This window comes from Curtobacterium sp. MCPF17_002, from assembly GCF_003234115.2.
Classification (GTDB): domain Bacteria; phylum Actinomycetota; class Actinomycetes; order Actinomycetales; family Microbacteriaceae; genus Curtobacterium.
The window spans coordinates 2,777,507-2,796,365 of the sequence record NZ_CP126251.1 but is presented as its reverse complement, the minus strand read 5'-3'; the positions used below and the strand labels follow the sequence as shown (position 1 = coordinate 2,796,365).

The following is an 18,859-nucleotide window of genomic DNA, read 5'->3' as shown; positions in this document are numbered from 1 at the left end:
GTTGACGGCACCGTCACGGTCGTTCTAGTATTGATATGTCGATCGGGTGTTCTCGGTCGGAAGTGATCCTCGGATGTCCTGCAGCCAGCGCGGGCCCGGGGATTTGCGCTTTCGGTGGCGGATCACGACACGACGATTGCTTCGTCGACTCCGAACGCGGTACCGACCTTCGCAACATGGGCGCCACAGGCGATGTCCGCCAACGCGAGCAGCGGCTCGTCCGACGCGGGGACGTGCTGGAACCGCACGCGTCGTCCGACTCCTCGGTCTCGGAGCGCGTGGAACATCGCCCGATCATCGCGGTCGCGGGCTGCCCCGCGGGTCTCGAGGATGACGTGGCCGACTTCGCGCACCTCGAGCTCGTGGACGAGGCGTTCGAGGCATCGCCGCCGCCGCCGTTCCGACCGGGCTGCTGTTCCGTCGTACCGGATCACGAGGATCGAGACGGCGTGCCGGAGGAGGTCCAGCCAGGACAGTCGCTGCCCCGGGAGCGCCTCGTACCAGTGGAGCTTCCGCATCCGGCGAGGGGTCGCCGCGACGATGTCGTCTCGGGCTGATTCCCGCACCACATCGCTCACCACCACGGCCGCCAGCACGTAGGCGGTGTTGTCGCGGCCGCCGCCTGGCTCGGACTCGTCGACGTAGGCGCGCATCGAACCAGCATATTGCGTACCAGTTCGTACCGGGAAGGAACGGTTGCGCGCGGGCGAGCGCTGCGCCAGGTTGATCCTGACGAAAGGACCCCCATGGACACGATGGTCTTCATCAACCTGCCGGTCGACGACCTCGAGCGGTCGAAGGCGTTCTACGAGGCGCTGGGCTACTCGATCAACCCGGTGTTCAGCGACGACACCGCCGCGTGCGTGGTGATCAGCGACACGATCTACCTCATGGTCCTGACGAAGGCCAAGTTCGCCGAGTTCACCGACAAGCCCATCGCCGACCCGGGCACGATCGAGGTGATCAACTCCCTCAGCGCGCCGTCGAAGGACGACGTCCACCGGGTGGTCGACGCGGCCGTGATGGCGGGGGGATCGGAGGACCGCCCGGAGATGGACCTCGGCTTCATGTACCAGCGGAGCTTCACCGACCCGGACGGGCACCGCTGGGAGTACGTGTGGATGGACCCGCAGGCGGCTGAGGACGGACCGCCCGAAGCGTGACGCTGTCGGCGGTGCGCACCAGGATGGGGGCATGAGCACCGACCCCGTCGCCGCGCCCACCTCCGACCTGGTCGTCGGGGACGACGGACTCGCCCGCCCGGTGTGGGCGTCGACGGACGAACTGCTCCGCGGCTACTACGACACCGAGTGGGGCATGCCCGTGCGGGACGAGCGGGGCGTGTTCGAACGACTCTCGCTCGAGGCGTTCCAGTCCGGACTGTCGTGGCGCACGATCCTCGCGAAGCGGCCTGCCTTCCGGACGGCGTTCGCGGACTTCGACGCCGACACGGTGGCGCAGTTCGGCGAGGACGACGTCGCGCGGCTGATGGCCGATGCCGGGATCGTCCGGAACCGGGCGAAGATCCTCGCGACGATCACCAACGCGAACGCGACGATCGCGCTGCGCGAGGACGGCGGCCTGGTCGACTTCGTGTGGTCCTTCCGGCCGGAGACGACGCCGGAGCCCCGCTCGTACGCCGAGGTCCCGACGAAGTCCGACGAGTCCGTCGCGCTGTCGAAGGCCCTCCGGAAGCGCGGCTTCGCCTTCGTCGGACCGACCACGATGTACGCCCTGATGGAGGCGCTCGGCATCGTCGACACGCACCTCGTCGGCAGTCACCGGCGCGGAACGTCCGGCGTCTGGAGCTGACCAGGACGGCGCCGGTGCCGCAGGGCTAGGGTCGCGACATGAGCTCCGAGAACCCGCGCGTCCACCCCGTGCACCCCGTCGACGCCGACGTGGTCGAGGTACCGGTCGACGCCGAGGTCCCGACGCCCGATCCGGTCGACGACGCCGACGCAGTGACGCCGGAGCACGACCCCGACGAGATCCGCATCTCCTTCCTGCTCTTCCCGAACCTGACGCAGCTCGACCTGACCGGCCCGGCGCAGGTGCTCTCGCGGGTGCCCGGCGCCCGGGTGGAGTACGTCGCCGCGACGCTCGACCCGGTGCCGAGCGACTGCGGGCTGGCGCTCGTGCCGACGACGACGATCGCCGGGGCGGGTCCGGCGGACGTGCTCGTGGTGCCCGGCGGTGACGGGGCGTTCGACGCGATGCTCGACCCCGCGGTGATCGCGTTCGTCCGGCGCGAGGCCGACCGCGCCACCTGGGTGACCTCGGTCTGCACGGGGGCGTTCGTCCTCGGCGGTGCCGGGCTCCTCGCCGGCAAGCGGGCGACGACGCACTGGGCCTCGAAGCCGATGCTCGCCGCGTTCGGCGCGCAGACGTCGGAGGACCGCGTGGTCGCCGACGGGTCGATCGTCACCGCCGCGGGCGTGAGCGCGGGTATCGACATGGCGCTGTGGCTCGCTGCCGAGCTCGTCGGTCAGCCCGCGGCCGAGGCGATCCAGCTGCAGATCGAGTACGACCCGCAACCGCCGTTCGACGCCGGTTCCGCACAGCGTGCCGACACCCGGGTCGTCACGGCGGCGCGCACCGCGGCAGAGGACGCCCGCGGCGACCGCGTCGCACGGGCCGCAGCGGCCGTCATGCGCTGAGCGGTCGGCGAGCCGTCAGCGGTTGCCCTTCGAGCCGCGCTTCGGCTTGCCCTTCATCCCGCGCTGCACGCGGCCGCGTCCGGTCGAGTTCTTGCCGCCGCCGCTCTTCGCGCCGGTGCCCTTGGTGGCACCTCGCTTCGCGACCGTCTTCTTGTTGGCCGCTGTGGCCCTGCCGCCGCCACCACTCGACGGACGCGGGTCGTCCTCGGAGTCGCGATCCGTGCCTCCAGGCTGGTCCGCCTGGTTCCGGGAACTGTTGGCGGTGCGCCCACGCACCACGCCGATGAACTCCTCCGTCATCTCGGAGGTGTCCTCGTCGCGCCAGGCGAGCACGATCTGCGTCCCCGGCGCGCCGACGAGCGCGCGGCCGACGAGGTCCTTGCGGCTGGCGGCACGGAACAGCGACTGGGGGAGCACGGCCACGCCGACGTTCGCCTCGACGAGGTCGAGCGCCGCGTCGATGTCGGCCGGCACCGGACCGGCGTCGACGATGTGCACGTCCGTGAGGTCCGCGTCGGTGACCTCGCGCTGGTCGGCGAGCGGCGAGTCCTTCGGCATCGCGACCACGGCGGTCTCGGTCCACAGCGGGATGGCGTTGTGGGCGTCCGAGACGGGGACACGGGCGAAGACCATGTCGACCTCGCCGGCGAGTGCGTCGTCCACCTCGTCCGAGCCGATCGGGCGGAGCAGGAGCTCGACGGAGGGGAAGCGTTCGCGCCAGACGCGGGCCCACTTCGCGGGGGACACCCCGGGTACGAAGGCGATGGTGAGTGCCGCGGTCATGCAGACGAGCATAGGGGCCGTACCCTTGTCGGTATGGCGCAGGAACAGACCATGAAGCCCGAGACGGCCGCGAAGAAGCTCGGCATCTTGCTGGCGGCCGCCCCGGAGACCTTCCGGAGCGCGCCGATCAGCCGGACCGCGTTCGACGAGATCCGCACGGAACCCCCGACCTGGCTCGAGGAGCTCCGTCGTGACGGACCGCATCCGCGACCCGTCGTGGCGCAGAAGCTCGGGATCTCGATCTCCGGACTGACCCGTGCGGGCATCGACGACCCGCTGACCACCGCGGAGATCAAGACGCTGCTCGAGCAGAAGCCCGAGTGGCTCGTCCGCGAGCGTGCGACGCAGGCGGCCGTGCACACCGAGAACGCCCGCGTGAAGCAGGAGCGCGCCGCCAAGGCGGCTGCCCGCGCCGAGGACTGACCACCGCGCTCCACCCAGCGCGCTCCACCCGCGCGCTCCGGCCCGAGGAACCGCCGTGCACGAGACCGTCGCCGACGCCATGCTCGTCGTGCCGCAGTTCGCCTCGGTGTGCTGCATCGTCGGTGACCGGTACCGACCGCGCCCGGGCGTGATCATCCCCGCGGCGGTGATGCTCGTCGCGATGCTCATGCCCGTGGTGCACGCCGGGGCGGAGTGGACACTCCTCGTCGCCACCCTGCTGCTGCTCCTCGCACCGCTCCCGGTGATGCGACGGCGCCGCGCCGACGGTCGGCGTGCCGAGCCGATGGACGTGCACCGGGCGCTCTCGGCGGTCGTGATGGCCGGCATGCTCCTGATGGGCCACACGACCGGACTCGCCGACGGACACGCCGGGCACGGCATCGCGCTGACCGCCGTCCTCGGCGCCGGCGTGATCGGCTACTGCGCGTTCAGCGGCTGGTTGCTCCGGTACGAGTGGGGGCGTGAGGACCGGCGGGCGGTGCGGAGCGGCGAGGTGTTCGCGATGACCGTCGCCGTGGTCGGCATGACGCTCGCGATGTAGGTCGGTGCAGCGGAGCGCCGCGGCTCAGTCGCCGGCGGTGTCGCCCGCAGTGGTCACGCGCTCCTTCGCCGCACGGATGGTGTCCGTCGGGACCGGCGGCACACCCCGACGGAGCCCCCGGAGCCCGACGACGAACAACACCGCGGTCACGATCGCGAAGACGCCGAACGTGATCCCCGTCGCCGTCCAGAGCGGGAGCGCCAGCGCGAGCAGCGCGACCACGAAGCCCGCCAACGCGACGAGCGTGGTCAACGCGAACGCCACGGCGACACCGGTGAGCACGAGCCCCGCCTTCGCGCCGCTGACCCGCTCGCCGATCTCACGACGGGCCGACGCGACCTCGTCCCGCACGGCGCGGAGCACCGGCTCGAGGGCCTTCTGCACCAGGCCGGCCGTGACGGTGTCGCGGAAGGACGGCTTGCCGGTCGGGATGTCGTCGTGGTCGGTGGTGCTCATGGGGTCTCCTGTCCGGGGCGCGGCGTTCCGCGTCCTCGTGGTTGACGCGGTGGAGCCGATGATCGTCACGGCACCTGCGGCGGTGCTCGGCGGGTTCGCAGGTTCACGAGGATCCGGAGCACGCGCCGACCGACGCGAGGGGTGATCCGATCCGCCGCGTGTCGGATCCGGACGGCGGGAGCCGAGGATCGCGGTCCGGATCCGACATGCAGCGCGACGAACGCCGTGCGCCGGGTCCGGACGGCGGGGCGGCGAGCACAGGTGGTCACCGCAACGGCCTGGAGGCCCGCCCCGCGTCGACGACGCGAGGACGGGCCTCCAGGGATGGTCGCGCTGGGACCTACTCGGTGACCTCGTCGAGGTCGGTGATCCCGCGGGCCGCAGCCGCGGCGCGGCGCGCACGCATCGACGGGGCGATGAGGGCGCCGGCGACCGCGAGGACCGCCACGCCGGTGCAGGCCCAGAAGCCGATCGTGAACGCGTCGTCGGTCGGCAGCCCCTGCGGGGTGCTGTGCGAGGTGATGAGTGCCGCGATGACCGCGGTGCCGACGCTCGAGCCGATCGTCCGGACGACGGTGTTGGCGCTGATCGCCTCGCCGGTCTGGTTCGCGGGGACGCTCTCGATGATCGCGTTCGAGCAGGCGGCGAGGGCCATGCCGATGCCGACGCCGGTCAGCAGGCCGGAGACGACGACCTGCCAGAGCTCGGCGTGCGAGATCGCCGGGATCACGAACGCGGCGACGATGGCGAACCCACCGATGAGCATCGGCGGCTTCGGTCCGACCTTCCGCACGAGGATGCCGGCGATCGGTCCGGCGATGACCATCATGATGACGGTCGGCAGCAGGAAGAGCCCGGCCTGGGTGACGTCCTTGCCGAAGCCGTACCCGACGGCGGTGGGGAGCTGCAGCAGGGTCGGGACGAGGACGAACGTGCCGAACATCGCGAAGCCGAAGACCAGGGCGACGACGTGCGCCGTCCACACCCCGCGGACGGCGAAGAGCCGGACGTCGATGAGGGGCTCGCTGACCCGGAGTTCGACGAGCACGAAGGCGACAAGCGCGACGGCACCGAGCACGAGCAGTCCGACGGTCTTCACGTCGCCCCAGCCCCAGGTCTCACCCTCGCTGATCGCCAGCAGGATCGCGACGAGGGAGACGCCGAGCACCACGGTGCCGGCCATGTCGAGCCGGCCGGGCTTGCGGACGGGGGACTCGGGCATGCCGAAGACCGCACCGAGCAGGGCGATCACGACGAGCACGGCGGGGAGCCAGAACAGCCAGTGCCAGGACAGGTGCTCGACGATCGGACCGGCGGCCACGATGCCGACGCCGGCGCCGATGCCGAAGATCGCCGAGAGCAGACCGATGGTGACGCTGACCTTCTCCTTCGGCAGCTCGTCGCGGACGATGCCGATCGAGAGGGGCATCACGGCGCCCGCGGCACCCTGCAGCGCGCGGCCGACGATGAGCGTGCCGAGGTTCGGCGCGAGTGCGGCGAGCACGGCCCCGACGAGGAGGATCGACAGGACGACGATGAGGACCTTGCGCTTGCCGATCATGTCACCGAGGCGACCGAGGATCGGCGTCAGCACCGAGGCGGAGAGCAGGTAGGCGGTGAGCACCCAGCTCGTCGCGCTCGTGGAGGCGCCGAGGTCCTTGCCGATCGTCGACAGCGCCGGGGCGACGAGCGACTGCAGCACGGCGAAGGACAGACCACCGAGGGACAGGTAGACGATGATCGCCGTGCTGTTCGGTCGACGGCCGTCGGTGGTGGGGTGGGACCCGGTCCGCGGGCTCTCCATGGTCTCGGTCATCGTGCTCCGTACGATCGATGTAAACGTTTGCTGACTCGACGAGGGTACGCGGTTGTCGAGCAATGTCAACACTTGCTTACATCGACGTCCCGCCCGGTACGCTTCGACCATGAGCAAGGACGCCGAGGTCACCCGCACGCTGCTCGTGCAGGCCGCCAGACGTCGGTTCGCCTTCGACGGCTACCGAGCGACCACCGTGCGGGACATCGCCGCGGACGCCGGCGTGAACGTGGCCCTCATCAACCGGTACTTCGTGTCGAAGGAGGGGCTGTTCCGGGCGTGCCTCGACCGCGTCGTGCGCGACCTCGGCGCCGTGGAACGCCCTGCCCCGGACCCCGAACGCACCCTGCGTGACCTGATCGGGCACGTGGTGCGGTCGCCCACCGACGAGGACTCGATGCAGCTGATGCTGCTCCTGCGGTCCTCGGGCGACGACGGCGCCGACGCGATCCGCCGCGAGACCCTCCGTCGCTACGCCGAACGTCTCGCCGGAGCGGTCGGGGGCGAAGTCACCGACGACCTGCTCGTCCGTGCCGAGATCGCGCTCGCGGTGGTGCTCGGGATGACGATGCTCCGGACGTCGACGCAGGTCGAACCGCTGGCCTCCGCGGACCACGACGCCGTCGCGGTGCCCCTCGACGACGCCCTCCGTGCGCTGCTCACCGGCGGTACCGGACACTGAGACGGCTCGTCTCGGCAGGCCGGGCACGATAGCGTCGAGCCGTGTCCGAACGCCCCGTCCGCCGCCCCGACCCCGCTCCCCGCCTCGACGAGGTCGACGAGCGGATCCTCTGGACGCTGGCGGCCGACGCCCGGATGCCGAACAACCGGCTCGCAGCGGCCGTCGGCATCGCCCCGTCGACGTGCCTGACCCGGGTCCGTGCGCTCGAGGACGCCGGCGTGATCCGCGGCTACCGCGCCGAGGTCGACGTGGCCCGGCTCGGGTTCGCGATCGAGGCGATGGTCTCCGTGCGGGTGCACGCCGCCGCTCGCCACGAGCTCCGGGACTTCGCGAAGCGCCTGCTCCGGGTGCCCGTCGTGCAGGACGTGTCGTTCCTGGCTGGCGACAAGGACTTCCTCGTGCACATCGCCTGCACGTCCACCGAGCAGCTCCGGGACTTCGTGGCCGACGAGCTCAGCGGTGACCCGTCGGTGGCGACGACGCAGACGAACATCGTGTTCGAGCGGCTCGTCGCGGATCGTGCGCACCAGGGCCGTTCGTTCGACGAACTCCGGCGCTGGCGCGCCTGACGACGACCGGCGCCGCGCCGCGCTCCGGACGCGTCAGCGCGTGCGAGCCATCGGGAGGTGCAGGATCCCGTCCTCGACGAAGTCCTCGCCGGAGCGCACGAAGCCGAACCGCGCGTACCACTCCTCGAGGTGCGCCTGGGCGTCGATCGCGATGCGCGGCGACCGTGCCTCGGCGATCGCTGCCTCGATGAGCCGCGCCGCCAGTCCCTGCCCTCGGGATGCGGCCGTGGTCGCGACCCGACCGATGCGCTCGGTGCCGTCGGGCTCGCGCAGGAGTCGCAGCGTGGCATCGACCGAGCCCTGCCCGGCCCAGAACTGCACGGTGCCCGGCTCGAGGTCGCGGCCGTCGATGTCGGGGTAGGCGCACTCCTGCTCCACGACGAAGACGTCCTGGCGGAGGCGGAGGATCTCGTGCAGCGTGACGATGTCCAGATTGCGGGTCGGAGCGTTGAAGATCGAGACCAAGACCGGCCTTTCCTGACGAATTCTTGACAAATCGGGTGCGTTCCGGAACGGACCGGCGTAGCGTGCCGGGCAACCACTCTACGTGCGCAGCCGAGATCAGGAGGTGAGCGCATGGATCAGCCGTTGCGCGCACCCTGGCGCGCGATGCTCCGGTACGTCGTCCTCGGCGCCGGCATCGCTGCTGCGCTCGTGCTGCTCTCCGTGTTGCTCGGCGCCCGCCCGGCATCCGCCGCGACGCCCGCTGCTCCGCAGCCCGCGCAGTCGCAGCAGCGCGGCCTGGTCGGCGGTCTCGTGCACGGCCTCGGTGACACCGTGCAGGGCGTCACGAGCGGTGTCGGACACGTCGTCGAAGGGGTCGTCGAGCCGGTCCGCAAGGCCGTCCCGGCAGCACCGGCGGCCCCCGCAGCGCCGGCTCCGGCCGCACCGGCACCGGCAGCTCCCGCCCCCGTCGCGCAGGCACCCGCGGCCGCCCCGGCAGCCCCGGCAGCGTCGTCACCCGCCCCGTCGACCCCCGCTCCGTCGACCCCCGCCTCGTCGAGGCCCGCCCCGTCGAGCCCCGCCCCCTCGAGCCCCTCGGCTCCGGCTCCGGCACCCGCAGCGACGCCCGCCGCACAGGCCGGAAGCGCGCCCGCGGGTGCCACCGGCACCACACCGGCCGCCCCCGCGACGTCGGCCGGGACGACGGAGGCGAGCAGCGCCTCCAGGCCCTCCGACAGCCCTGTCACCGACACGCTCGTCACCGTCCTCCGCCCCGTCACCGGGGCCGTCCAAGAGCTCACCGGCGCGCGTCCGGTGACCACCGTCGTCCACACGCTCGACCAGGTCGTCGGCTGCCTGCCGGTCCTCGGGACCGTGCTCGGCGACGACACCCTCGGCACCGTCACCCGCCCGGTCACCGGGCTCGTCGACGACACGCTCGGCGGCGTCGGGACGGCAGTCGGGTCCGTTCCCGACGTCGTCGCCGGCCTGCCTCCGCTGGTCGGCGGCGTCCTGCCTGGAGGCACGGATCCCGTCGTCGACGTCCCCGGCACGCCGGTGGGTGGCGGCTCCACCGCCCCGGTCGGCTCGACGCCGTCGGGCGTCGGTCCCGACGCGGCTCCGGCCGCCGTGAGCGCGTCGACACCGGGCGCCGCAGCGGCCCCGACCACGGCTTCCGCCGGCCGGTCCGGGCTCGCGGACGGCGCATCGTCCGACGTTTCCACGGTCCTCGCCGGCGCCCCGGGTCTCCGGGCCGGCAGCACCGTGCAGGACGCCACGTTCGGCGGCCGGGCGCTCCTCGTCCCCGAGGGACACGGCGACGGCCAGCACAGCCCGCTCGACGGTCCCGTCGCGGGCGTCCTCGGCAGCAGTGCCGCGGGCTCGGCCGGCTCGGCAGCAGCCGTCGGCATCGTCGGTTCCACCGGCGGACAGATCTCCCTCGCCGCGGGGTCACGCGGCACCCTCACCGACGACGCCGTTCCCGCGTCGGTCGTCGGCGAGCACGACGTCGCCCCTGACTGAGATCGGTGCACCTGTCCTCCACGGCAGGAACGCACCACCGGCCGCCATCGCGGTCGGCCATCGATCTCGATCAGTGAGGAACGACCATGAACAAGTACGTCTCGAGAGGGCTCTGGTTCACCCTCTTCGTCGGCGGGCTGACGCTCGGAGGGGCGGTCGCGGCGAACGCGGCGACGACCTCCGGAGCGGACGGCACCGCATCGGGCACGCAGGTGGCGCCGTCGATCAGCGCACCGGTGTCCGCGACCGGCAACGCATTCGGAGTGCTCGGCGACGCGGTGTCGTCGGTCACGTCGGCGGTCACGAGCGCTCCCGCACCGGCAGCGCCCGCATCCACCCCCGCGGCGCCGGCTCCGGCCGCTGCCCCGTCCACCTCCGGCTCGGACGGCGTGGCTTCGGGCACGCAGGTCGTGCCGGACGTCACCGCCCCGGTGCAGGTCGCCGGCGACGCGATCGCCGTCGGCGGGGACGCTGCGTCCACCTCGGCTGCAGCTGCTCCGGCCGCTCCGGCTGCGGCGCCTGCTCCGACAGCCGCTGCTCCGGCAGCCGCTGCTCCGACCACCTCCGGTTCGGACGGGGTGGCGTCTGGCACCCAGGTCGTCGGTGACGTGACCGCGCCGGTCACGGCATCCGGCAACGCGATCGCCGTCGGGGGCGACGCCACGTCGACTGCTCCGGCCGCTCCGGCCGCTCCGGCCGCTCCGGCTGCTCCGGCCGCTCCGGCTGCTCCGGCCGCTCCGGCTGCTCCGGCGGCTGCCGGCACCTCCGCTCCGACGACGTCGGGCACGGACGGGACGGCATCCGGCACGCAGGTCGCGCCGGTGGTGTCGATCCCGGTGACGGTGACCGGCAACGGCATCGGCCTCCTCGGTGACGGTTCGTCGACGGGTGCCACCTCGGCCCCGGCGACCACCACCCCCGCGGCGTCGGCTGCTGGCGGAACCACCTCGGGTTCGGACGGGATCGCCTCGGGTTCGCAGGTCGCTCCGGTGGTCTCCGTCCCGGTCACGGTGACCGGCAACGGCATCGGGCTGCTCGGTGACGGCGACTCCGCCGGCACGACGACCCCGGCGACCGGCACGGCCGGCACGGGCACGAGCACCCCGGCTCCGGCTGCTGGTGGCACGACCTCGGGTTCGGACGGGGTCGCCTCGGGTTCGCAGGTCGCTCCGGTGATCAGCCTCCCGATCACCATCGGCGGCAACGGCATCGGCCTCGTCGGTGACGGCACCTCGACCGGTTCGGTCGCTCCGGCGACCGGCACGGGCACCGGCACCACGACCCCGACTGCTGGTGGCACGACCTCGGGTTCGGACGGGGTCGCCTCGGGTTCGCAGGTCGCTCCGGTGATCAGCCTGCCGATCACCGTCGGTGGCAACGGGATCGGCGTCGTCGGTGACGGCACGAGCACGGGGTCGACGACCCCGGCGACGGGCACCGGCACCACGGCTCCGGCTGCTGGTGGCACGACCTCGGGTTCGGACGGCACAGCATCGGGTACGCAGGTCTCGCCGGTGATCAGCCTGCCGGTCACCATCGGTGGCAACGGGATCGGCGTCGTCGGTGACGGCACGAGCACGGGGTCGACGACCCCGGCGACCGGTACCGGCACCACGACCCCGACTGCTGGTGGCACGACCTCCGGCGACGGGGGACTCCTCTCCGGCACCGAGCTCGCCCCGGTGATCAGCCTGCCGATCACCATCGGCGGCAACGGGATCGGCGTCGTCGGTGACGGCACGAGCACGACCACGACGCCCGGCACGGGCACCGACCCGGGGACCGGTACGGACCCCGGTGACGGCACGGACCCCGGTGACGGCACCACGCCCGGTGACGGCACGGATCCCGGCGACGGCACCGACCCCGGTGACGGCACGACCCCCGGTGACGGCACGACCCCCGGTGACGGCACGGACCCCGGTGACGGCACCAGCAACCCCGGTGACGGGACCGGCGCCGGTGACGGCACCGTGCCCGGAACGGTGACCACCCCGGTCACCGGCGCCGCCGCGGTGGTGGCGACCAGCGCCTCCAGGGCCGTGACCGCCGACGCGATGACGGCCGGTACCTCGACGGTCGCACAGACCGCCGTCCAGGCCGCCGCCACCGGCACGCAGTCGGGGCTCGCCTACACGGGAGCCACCTCGCCGGTCCTGCCGGCCGGGTTCGCGCTGCTCCTGCTCCTCGCCGGAGCGGGGACGATGGTGCTGCGCAAGCGGCACTGACCGGAGCGGACACTCCCTGAGTGGAACCGGAGGGGCACCGTGCGCGGTGCCCCTCCGACCCACGCCCGGGCGGCCACTCCGGACGACCTCGGCCTGTGAGCGGCCTGTCGGCTCCCCGGGAGCCGTCGGTGGCGAACCTGTGCACAGCGGAAGCGCCTCGGGGGCTGCCCGGCAGCGGGGTGACGCCACGATGAGAGCGTGCTCCACGACCTCCTGCGCATCCCGATCACCGGACGCGACGTCCTCGTCCCCGTCGACGTCGTCGCCCTGGTGCTCACCCTCTGGGTGGTCGCCGCGCCGCTCCTGCAGCGGGCCGGTCGGCGGCGGACGGCGCACCCCGTCCGCGCCGTCGCCGTGCGGGTCGTCGCGCTCGCGGTGGGTGCAGGCGTCGGGCTCGTCGCGATCTGGTGGACGGGCGATGTGCTCGACCTGTTCGGGGTCTCGTTCACGCCGGTGACACGCATGTGGCTCGCGTTCGCCTGCGCGGCCGTCGCGCTGCTCGTCGTCGTCCTCGTGCAGGGCGGCTGGACGCTGCGCGTGACCGCGGTCGGTGCCGCTGCGTGCGTCGCCCTGGCCGCGGGACTCGGGGTGAACGTCGACTTCGGCTTCTACAAGGACGTCGAGCAGGCCATCGCGACGAACCCGTACCCGACGCGGGCGCTCCCCGCGCAGGCGAGCAAGAGCGGCACCGGCACAAGCACCGGACCCGGCCGCGGCGAGGTCGACCCGGCCGACTGGCACGCGCCCGCCGGGATGCCCCGCATGGGCGAGACGATCAGCGTGCGGATCCCCGGCACCGTGTCGCACTTCCGTGCCCGGAAGGCCGTGGTCTGGCTGCCGCCGGCGGCCCGGACGGTGCACCCGCCGACGTTGCCGGTGCTCGTCGCGCTGTCCGGCCAGCCCGGGCAGCCGGCCGACATGTTCCAGTCCGGCGACCTCGGCCGCGACCTGGACCACTACGCCGAGGCACACGAAGGACTCGCACCGATCGTCGTCGCACCCGACCAGCTCGGCGCGCCGGAACGGAACCCGATGTGCGTCGACTCCCGACGGCTCGGACGGAGCGCGACGTACGTGATGACCGACACCGTGCGGTGGATCCGGCAGCACCTGCCGGTCGCGAGCGGGTCCGGCGCGTGGGGGATCGTCGGGTTCTCCGAGGGGGCGACCTGCGCGATGCAGTTCTCCACCGCGCACCCCGGCGTGTTCGGGAGCGCGCTCGCCGTCTCGAGCGAGCTCGCCCCGCGGAACGGCAGTGTGCAGCAGACGGTCGCCCTCGGCTTCGGCGGTTCGGCCGCGGCGTACCGAGCGGCGGCGCCGAGCGCGATCATGACGGCGCACGGCCACTACGCGGACCACCTCACCGTGTTCGGCTACGGGCAGGACGACGCGCCGTACCACGCCTCGACGGACGCCCTCCGTGCCGTGGCCGAACGGGTCGGGATGCAGACGCCGCTCATCGTCTCGCCGGGCTCCGCCCACGACTGGAACACCGTGCGCTACGTTCTCTCCCACGGTCTGCCCGCGGTCATCGCGCACCTCGGCCTGCCGGCGACGAAGGGAACCCTGTGAGCGCGTGGCGGACCGTCCGACGGCACCCGGTCACGTCAGCGGTCCTCGTCCTGGTGCTCGCCACCTCGACCACCGCCGTCGTCCTGCACGTGCTGCACGGCACGGGCCCGGTCTCCTACGGTCCCTTCCGGGTCTTCGCGGCCTCGACCGGCGTGATCGCCCTGCTCCTCACCCTCGCCGGCGTCGTCGTGCTCGTGGGGGCCGCCGAACGACTGATGGGCTCGTGGCGGACGGCGCTCGCCTTCGTCCTGACGACGGTCGTCGGGACGGGGGTCGGGGCGCTCAGCGCGTTCATCGACTCGGACGGGCGTGACGTCGTCCCGCTGCTCCTCGGCCGGGCCACGAGCTTCGACCCGTGGACGGCGATCGTGGGGACGATCGTCACCGCGAGCGCCTTCGCCGGACCCCTGTGGCGTCGGCGCATCCGGGTGAACGCGCTCGCCGTGGTCGCGGCGCTCCTGCTGTACGCCGGGCACGCGTCGGACCTCTACGCGGTGCTCGCCGCCGGCACGGGATGGCTCCTCGGCGAACTGCTCCGCCGGACCCCGAAGCGGCTCGGGTGGCTGCGCAGCTCCCACCGCGAGACCCGGGTCCTCCTCGGCACCGTCGTCCTCGTGTCGGCCGTCGGGCCGGTCATCGCCCTGGTGTCCCGCGCTCGGGTCGGCATCCTCGCACCGCTCGCCGCGGTGGTGGGCGCCGGACCGGTCACACCGGTGCACGGCTGCCGTGCTGACGCGATCGCGGGGGAGTGCCTCCGTGCCCTGCTGGCCTACCGCGCGACGGACCCCTGGACCGTGGTGCTCGCCGCGGCCCCGCTCCTCGTGCTCGTCGTCGCGGGACTCGGACTGTTCCGCGGCAGCCGGTTCGCGGTGTGGCTCGTCGTCGTCGTGGACACCGTCACCGCGGTCGCCGCGGCGGTCACCTACGGCATCGTCCCCGGGCGCGTCGAACAGCTGCACGGCATGGAGGACCAGTTCCTCGTCGACCTGTCCATCGCCGCGTCGATCGTCGTCCCGCTCGCGACCGCCGTCGTGCTGGTGGTGCTCCGACGGTCCTTCACCGTGCTGTCGTCGCGCCGCCGCGTGGTGACCTTCGCCGTGACGGTCGGGTCGGCGGCCGTCGTCATCGTCGCGGTCGTGCTGGTGACGGCCGCGTCGTCTCCGCAGCCGGTCGAGAACCCGCTGCGGCTCGCCGTGGCGGCGCTCGGTCCGCTCGCCCCGGTCGCGTTCTGGGACCGGCTGCCGTCGCTCCACCCCGTGCTCCGCGTCGTCATCGGACTGGCCGGCCCGGTGCTCTGGTTCGTCATCGCGCTCGCCTCCGTCCGACCGACCGGTGCGGTCGAAGCCGACGCCGACCCGGACGGCACCCGGCTCGACCGAGCGCGAGCCCGCGCCCTGCTCGAGGCCGCCGGCGGCGACGCGTTCGGCTGGATGACGACGTGGCACGGCAACGCGTACTGGTTCGCCGAGGACGGTCGAGCAGCCGTCGCGTTCCGTCGCGAGGGCCGGGTCGCGGTGACGGTCGGCGGCCCCTTCGGCTGGCCGGACGCGCGCGCCGACGCGATGACCGCCTTCGCCCGCTGGTGCGACGACAACGGCTGGACCGCCGTCTTCTACGGCATCGGCTCCGAGGCCGCCGGCACCCTCACCGCCCAGGGCTGGAGCACGCTGCCGGTCGCCGAGGACGCCGACCTCGACCCCCGCACGTGGACGACGAGCGGCAAGAAGAAGCAGGACGTCCGGACCTCGGTGAACAAGGCACGGCGCGAGGGGATCACCGCAACGTGGTCGAGCTGGCAGCGCCTGCCCGGTTCGATCACCCGGCAGATCGAGGCGATCTCCGAGGAGTGGGTCGCCGAACGCGAACTGCCCGAGATGGGCTTCACGCTCGGCGGCGTCGACGAGATGCGGGACCCGGCCGTCCGCACGCTCGTCGCGCAGGACGACACCGGCACCGTGCTCGCCGTCACCAGCTGGTTGCCGAGCCACCGTGAGGGCCGCGTCGTCGGGTGGACGCTCGACGTCATGCGCCGCACCGGTGCCGCACCGAACGGCGTGATGGAGTTCCTCGTCGCGAGTGCTGCCGACCGCATGCGCGAGGACGGCATCGAGCGGCTCAGCCTGTCCGCCGCGCCGCTCGCCCAGGCATCGGAGGGCGTCCCCGGGAGCGAGGGCGTGCAGGACCTGCTCGACCTGGTCGGCGGGGTGCTCGAGCCCGTCTACGGGTTCCGGTCCCTCCTGAAGTTCAAGCTCAAGTTCGGGCCCGATCTGCACCCGCTGGTGCTCGCCTACCCGGACCCGGTCGCGCTGCCCGCGATCGGGATCGCGGTGGTGCGCGCGTACCTGCCGGACCTGTCGCTCCGGCAGGCGGTCGCCCTGGCGCGGGGGCGCAGCTGACGGGAGGCGCGGTGCGGGCCCGCCCCGCGCCTCCCGGCAGCCGCTGCACACGTCGCGAGCCGCAGCCGACACCGCGACGCCCCGTTACGTCCGCGCAGGCGGCGCAACGCGACCGTCATCCGTCTGGGGTATCGTTCCGACTACGCAAGCGCTCCGGGGTCGGTGCAAGTCCGAACCGGTGGTGACAGTCCACGAACTGATGACGGGTGCGAACCCGACAGAGGTTGACTCGGTGAAACTCCGGGACCGACGGTGAGAGTCCGGATGGGAGGCGCGCTGGCGGGCAGGACACGACCACGCCGTGTGGCCGCGACCCGTCCGTCGATGCCGACGATCGTCGAACGCCCCGGAGTCCCGTTGAGAGGACACCAGTGTTCACCGGCATCATCGAGGAACTCGGCACCGTCACCGCCGTCGAGCAGCACGGCGACTCCGTCGCGCTCACCGTCCACGGCCCCCTCGTCGTCCAGGACGCCCGGCACGGCGACTCCATCGCCACGAGCGGCGTCTGCCTGACCGTCGTCGAGCAGACCCCCGAGACCTTCACCGCCTTCGTCATGAAGCAGACGCTCGACATGAGTGTGCACGGCGCCCTCACGGTCGGCGACCGCCTCAACCTCGAACGCGCAGCCTCCGTCGGGGACCGGCTCGGCGGCCACATCGTGCAGGGCCACGTCGACGGCACCGCGACGGTGCTCGAGACCGCAGACGGCGACGGGTGGCGCCGGGTGCGCTTCTCGCTCGCGCCGGACCTCAGCCCCCTCGTGGTCGACAAGGGATCCGTCGCGCTCGACGGCGTCTCCCTCACCGTCAGCGCCGTCTCGTCCGAGGACACCCCTCCGGACGCGGCCTGGTTCGAGGTGAGCCTCATCCCCGAGACGCTCGCGGCCACCACCCTCGGATCCCGCGTCCCCGGGGACCGGGTGAACGTCGAGACCGACGTGCTCGCACGGCACGTCCGGCGGATGCTGCGGCTCGACGCCGCGGTGCAGTCGGCTCCGGCCGCGTCGGCAGCGCCGGTCGCGCCGGCAGTGCCGGTCGGCCTGGAGGCACGGTGATGGTCGCCGAGACCCCGAACGTCGACGTCGTCACGGCTCCCGAGCACGTGGCCGGGCCCGAGCACGCGGCCGGGCTCGAGCACGCGGCCGGGCTGGCGACCATCGAGGCCGCGGTCGCGTCCATCGCTGCCGGACGGCCCGTCATCGTCGCCGACGACGAACACCGCGAGAACGAGGGTGACGTCATCCTCGCCGCCGAACTCGCCACCCCCGAGTGGATCGCCTGGACCGTGGCGCACTCGTCCGGGTTCATCTGCGCCCCGGTGAGCGTCGAGATCGCGGACGCGCTCGACCTGCCGCCGATGGTGGAGCACAACGAGGACGTCCGGGGGACCGCCTACACGGTGACCGTCGACGCAGCCGTCGGGGTGACCACCGGCATCAGCGCCCACGACCGCGCCCGGACGCTTCGGGTCCTCGCCGACCCGACCTCGGTCCGCGACGACCTGCACCGGCCCGGACACGTCGTGCCCCTGCGTGCACGACCCGGCGGCGTCCGTGAGCGCGCGGGCCACACCGAAGCCGCGATCGACCTGGTCACCGCTGCCGGGCTCCGGCCCGCCGCGGCGATCTGCGAGATCGTCGACGAGGACGGCAGCATGATGCGGCTGCCCGGACTCCTCGCACTCGGGGCACGCGCCGGCGTGCCCGTCATCACCATCGCCGCACTCGTCGACTGGCTCGACGCGGCAGACCGGGCGACGGCCGAGGCCGTGCCCACGGAAGGAACGACACGATGAGCGGAGCAGGCGCGGCGGACCGCGACCAGGTCGACGGCACCGGGGTCCGGGTGGCGATCGTCGCCGGGCAGTGGCACGAAGCCATCGCCGGCGGGCTCCTCGCCGGGGCCCAGCGCGAGATCGAGCGGCTCGGCGCCTCCGCCGAGGTCATCCCGGTCCCGGGGAGCTTCGAGCTGCCGGTGGTCGTGAAGACCGCGCTCGAGTCCGGGTTCGACGCCGCGGTCGCGCTCGGCGTGATCATCCGCGGCGGCACCCCGCACTTCGAGTACGTCTCGGACGCGGCCACCAGCGGCCTCACCAGCGTGGCGATCGAGACCGGCAAGCCCGTCGGGTTCGGCGTGCTCACGCTGGACGACGAGCAGCAGGGCCTCGACCGTGCCGGGCTGCCGGGCTCGAAGGAGGACAAGGGCGCCGAGGCGGTGCACGCGGCCGTGTCGACCGCGGTCATCCTGCAGAAGCTGCGCGTCCTGGCCTAGTCGGGCGACCTGCTCCCGGGCGGTCGGTCTGCGCTCCCGGCCGGCCGGTCTGCCCGGGCGGTCGGTCTGCGCTTCGCACAACGAAAGTCATCCGGAACCGTGTCGTCTCACGGTTCCGGGCGACTTTCGTTGTGCGGCGGGCGGCGGGCGGCGGGCGGCGGGCGGCTGGGCGGCCGGGCGGCCGCGCGGCCGGGCGGGGCCGTGCGGACGTCGGCGCCAGAACGCAGAACAGCCCCACACCTCGGAAGGTGCGGGGCCGTTTCTTGCGCGGTGTGTGACTACCGCTTGCCGAACACGTGGATCGGCAGGAAGAAGGAGAGGCACATGAGCAGCACGCCGCCCATGAACACGAACGCCTGACCGGACTCCACCTGGAACGCGAACCCGAACAGGTACATCGACACCAGCAGCAGCAGGATCGAGAAAACAGCGGCGATGACGCGGCCCACGGTGGTACCTCCGGAAGTCAGGCG

At 72.9% G+C, this 18,859-nt stretch carries 19 protein-coding genes, 1 pseudogene and 1 riboswitch; of the genes and pseudogenes, 14 read left to right on the top strand and 6 right to left on the bottom strand.

The genetic code is table 11. The annotated features are described in order from the left end of the window. Positions 1–122: 122 nt before the first annotated feature. Positions 123–653 (bottom strand): DUF3800 domain-containing protein, encoded by a 531-nt coding sequence (locus DEJ28_RS13000; RefSeq protein ID WP_111115211.1) that lies wholly within the window; start codon positions 651–653, stop codon positions 123–125. A 93-nt stretch (positions 654–746) separates the two neighbouring features. Between DEJ28_RS13000 and DEJ28_RS12995 the strand changes: the two genes are divergently transcribed. Genes DEJ28_RS12995 through DEJ28_RS12985 form a run of 3 tightly spaced genes read left to right on the top strand, consistent with a single transcriptional unit; the run spans position 747 to position 2,660 of the window. Beyond that, positions 747–1,163, top strand: a complete 417-nt coding sequence (locus DEJ28_RS12995) for a VOC family protein (protein ID WP_111115212.1) — start codon at positions 747–749, stop codon at positions 1,161–1,163. Positions 1,164–1,194: 31 nt separating this feature from the next. Further along, positions 1,195–1,812: a DNA-3-methyladenine glycosylase I gene (locus tag DEJ28_RS12990; protein ID WP_111115213.1), complete on the top strand. Its 618-nt coding sequence runs from the start codon at positions 1,195–1,197 to the stop codon at positions 1,810–1,812. Between the two features lie 38 nt (positions 1,813–1,850). Continuing rightward, positions 1,851–2,660: a DJ-1/PfpI family protein gene (locus DEJ28_RS12985; protein WP_111115214.1), complete on the top strand. Its 810-nt coding sequence runs from the start codon at positions 1,851–1,853 to the stop codon at positions 2,658–2,660. Positions 2,661–2,675: 15 nt separating this feature from the next. Here the strand turns inward: DEJ28_RS12985 and DEJ28_RS12980 are convergent, their stop codons facing one another. Further along, positions 2,676–3,443 carry a LysR family transcriptional regulator substrate-binding protein gene (locus DEJ28_RS12980; RefSeq protein WP_181433677.1) on the bottom strand — a complete coding sequence of 256 codons (768 nt, stop codon included), beginning with the start codon at positions 3,441–3,443 and terminating at the stop codon, positions 2,676–2,678. A 33-nt stretch (positions 3,444–3,476) separates the two neighbouring features. Here DEJ28_RS12980 and DEJ28_RS12975 point away from each other — a divergent pair, with 33 nt between their 5' ends. Both DEJ28_RS12975 and DEJ28_RS12970 read left to right on the top strand, forming a co-directional pair. Then, a complete protein-coding gene (locus DEJ28_RS12975; protein ID WP_111115216.1) occupies positions 3,477–3,866 on the top strand; it encodes a DUF5997 family protein in 390 nt (129 codons plus the stop codon). 55 nt (positions 3,867–3,921) lie between these two features. Then, on the top strand, positions 3,922–4,428 hold the full coding sequence (locus tag DEJ28_RS12970) for a hypothetical protein (RefSeq protein WP_111115217.1): 507 nt from the start codon (positions 3,922–3,924) through the stop codon (positions 4,426–4,428). A gap of 24 nt (positions 4,429–4,452) precedes the next feature. Here the strand turns inward: DEJ28_RS12970 and DEJ28_RS12965 are convergent, their stop codons facing one another. Further along, on the bottom strand, positions 4,453–4,884 hold the full coding sequence (locus tag DEJ28_RS12965; RefSeq protein WP_111115218.1) for a phage holin family protein: 432 nt from the start codon (positions 4,882–4,884) through the stop codon (positions 4,453–4,455). A 340-nt stretch (positions 4,885–5,224) separates the two neighbouring features. After that, positions 5,225–6,700, bottom strand: coding sequence for an MFS transporter (locus DEJ28_RS12960; RefSeq protein ID WP_111115219.1), 1,476 nt, complete (start codon positions 6,698–6,700; stop codon positions 5,225–5,227). A 109-nt stretch (positions 6,701–6,809) separates the two neighbouring features. Between DEJ28_RS12960 and DEJ28_RS12955 the strand changes: the two genes are divergently transcribed. Together DEJ28_RS12955 and DEJ28_RS12950 are read left to right on the top strand one after the other, a co-directional pair. After that, a complete protein-coding gene (locus DEJ28_RS12955) occupies positions 6,810–7,382 on the top strand; it encodes a TetR/AcrR family transcriptional regulator (RefSeq protein ID WP_111115220.1) in 573 nt (190 codons plus the stop codon). A 41-nt stretch (positions 7,383–7,423) separates the two neighbouring features. After that, the gene (locus DEJ28_RS12950) at positions 7,424–7,951 is read left to right on the top strand and encodes an Lrp/AsnC family transcriptional regulator (RefSeq protein WP_111115221.1); all 528 of its coding nucleotides are present in this window, start codon (positions 7,424–7,426) and stop codon (positions 7,949–7,951) included. A 33-nt stretch (positions 7,952–7,984) separates the two neighbouring features. Here the strand turns inward: DEJ28_RS12950 and DEJ28_RS12945 are convergent, their stop codons facing one another. After that, entirely contained in the window at positions 7,985–8,416 is a 432-nt protein-coding gene (locus DEJ28_RS12945) for a GNAT family N-acetyltransferase (protein ID WP_111115222.1), read from the bottom strand. Positions 8,417–8,527: 111 nt separating this feature from the next. Between DEJ28_RS12945 and DEJ28_RS12940 the strand changes: the two genes are divergently transcribed. The 7 genes and pseudogenes from DEJ28_RS12940 to ribH all read left to right on the top strand — a co-directional run bounded on the left by DEJ28_RS12940 (position 8,528) and on the right by ribH (position 18,386). Next, positions 8,528–9,916 (top strand): hypothetical protein, encoded by a 1,389-nt coding sequence (locus DEJ28_RS12940; RefSeq protein WP_284180746.1) that lies wholly within the window; start codon positions 8,528–8,530, stop codon positions 9,914–9,916. A gap of 86 nt (positions 9,917–10,002) precedes the next feature. Beyond that, a complete protein-coding gene (locus DEJ28_RS12935) occupies positions 10,003–12,144 on the top strand; it encodes a chaplin family protein (protein WP_111117533.1) in 2,142 nt (713 codons plus the stop codon). Between the two features lie 198 nt (positions 12,145–12,342). Beyond that, positions 12,343–13,716, top strand: a complete 1,374-nt coding sequence (locus DEJ28_RS12930; RefSeq protein WP_258368300.1) for an alpha/beta hydrolase — start codon at positions 12,343–12,345, stop codon at positions 13,714–13,716. Continuing rightward, a complete protein-coding gene (locus DEJ28_RS12925; protein WP_111117534.1) occupies positions 13,713–16,112 on the top strand; it encodes a bifunctional lysylphosphatidylglycerol flippase/synthetase MprF in 2,400 nt (799 codons plus the stop codon). The genes DEJ28_RS12930 and DEJ28_RS12925 overlap by 4 nt, the downstream gene beginning before the upstream one ends. Positions 16,113–16,257: 145 nt before the next feature. Continuing rightward, positions 16,258–16,392, top strand: a riboswitch (FMN riboswitch). A gap of 91 nt (positions 16,393–16,483) precedes the next feature. Next, positions 16,484–17,170, top strand: coding sequence for a riboflavin synthase (locus tag DEJ28_RS12920; protein WP_111117535.1), 687 nt, complete (start codon positions 16,484–16,486; stop codon positions 17,168–17,170). Next, positions 17,170–17,883, top strand: a pseudogene (gene ribB, locus DEJ28_RS12915) (3,4-dihydroxy-2-butanone-4-phosphate synthase); the annotation flags it as partial. The gene DEJ28_RS12920 and the pseudogene ribB, both read left to right, overlap by 1 nt. Positions 17,884–17,906: 23 nt before the next feature. After that, complete coding sequence (ribH, locus tag DEJ28_RS12910; RefSeq protein ID WP_111117536.1) at positions 17,907–18,386, top strand: 6,7-dimethyl-8-ribityllumazine synthase; 480 nt, start codon at positions 17,907–17,909, stop codon at positions 18,384–18,386. Between the two features lie 278 nt (positions 18,387–18,664). Here ribH and DEJ28_RS12905 read toward each other — a convergent pair whose 3' ends face one another. Beyond that, positions 18,665–18,835 carry a hypothetical protein gene (locus DEJ28_RS12905; protein ID WP_181433737.1) on the bottom strand — a complete coding sequence of 57 codons (171 nt, stop codon included), beginning with the start codon at positions 18,833–18,835 and terminating at the stop codon, positions 18,665–18,667. Between the last annotated feature and the right edge of the window lie 24 nt (positions 18,836–18,859).

Coding starts and splice junctions, on each gene's coding strand:
- DEJ28_RS13000 (WP_111115211.1), bottom strand. CDS start 653: ATGCGCGCCTACGTCGACGAGTCCGAGCCAGGCGGCGGCCGCGACAAC.
- DEJ28_RS12995 (WP_111115212.1), top strand. CDS start 747: ATGGACACGATGGTCTTCATCAACCTGCCGGTCGACGACCTCGAGCGG.
- DEJ28_RS12990 (WP_111115213.1), top strand. CDS start 1,195: ATGAGCACCGACCCCGTCGCCGCGCCCACCTCCGACCTGGTCGTCGGG.
- DEJ28_RS12985 (WP_111115214.1), top strand. CDS start 1,851: ATGAGCTCCGAGAACCCGCGCGTCCACCCCGTGCACCCCGTCGACGCC.
- DEJ28_RS12980 (WP_181433677.1), bottom strand. CDS start 3,443: ATGACCGCGGCACTCACCATCGCCTTCGTACCCGGGGTGTCCCCCGCG.
- DEJ28_RS12975 (WP_111115216.1), top strand. CDS start 3,477: ATGGCGCAGGAACAGACCATGAAGCCCGAGACGGCCGCGAAGAAGCTC.
- DEJ28_RS12965 (WP_111115218.1), bottom strand. CDS start 4,884: ATGAGCACCACCGACCACGACGACATCCCGACCGGCAAGCCGTCCTTC.
- DEJ28_RS12960 (WP_111115219.1), bottom strand. CDS start 6,700: ATGACCGAGACCATGGAGAGCCCGCGGACCGGGTCCCACCCCACCACC.
- DEJ28_RS12955 (WP_111115220.1), top strand. CDS start 6,810: ATGAGCAAGGACGCCGAGGTCACCCGCACGCTGCTCGTGCAGGCCGCC.
- DEJ28_RS12940 (WP_284180746.1), top strand. CDS start 8,528: ATGGATCAGCCGTTGCGCGCACCCTGGCGCGCGATGCTCCGGTACGTC.
- DEJ28_RS12935 (WP_111117533.1), top strand. CDS start 10,003: ATGAACAAGTACGTCTCGAGAGGGCTCTGGTTCACCCTCTTCGTCGGC.
- ribH (WP_111117536.1), top strand. CDS start 17,907: ATGAGCGGAGCAGGCGCGGCGGACCGCGACCAGGTCGACGGCACCGGG.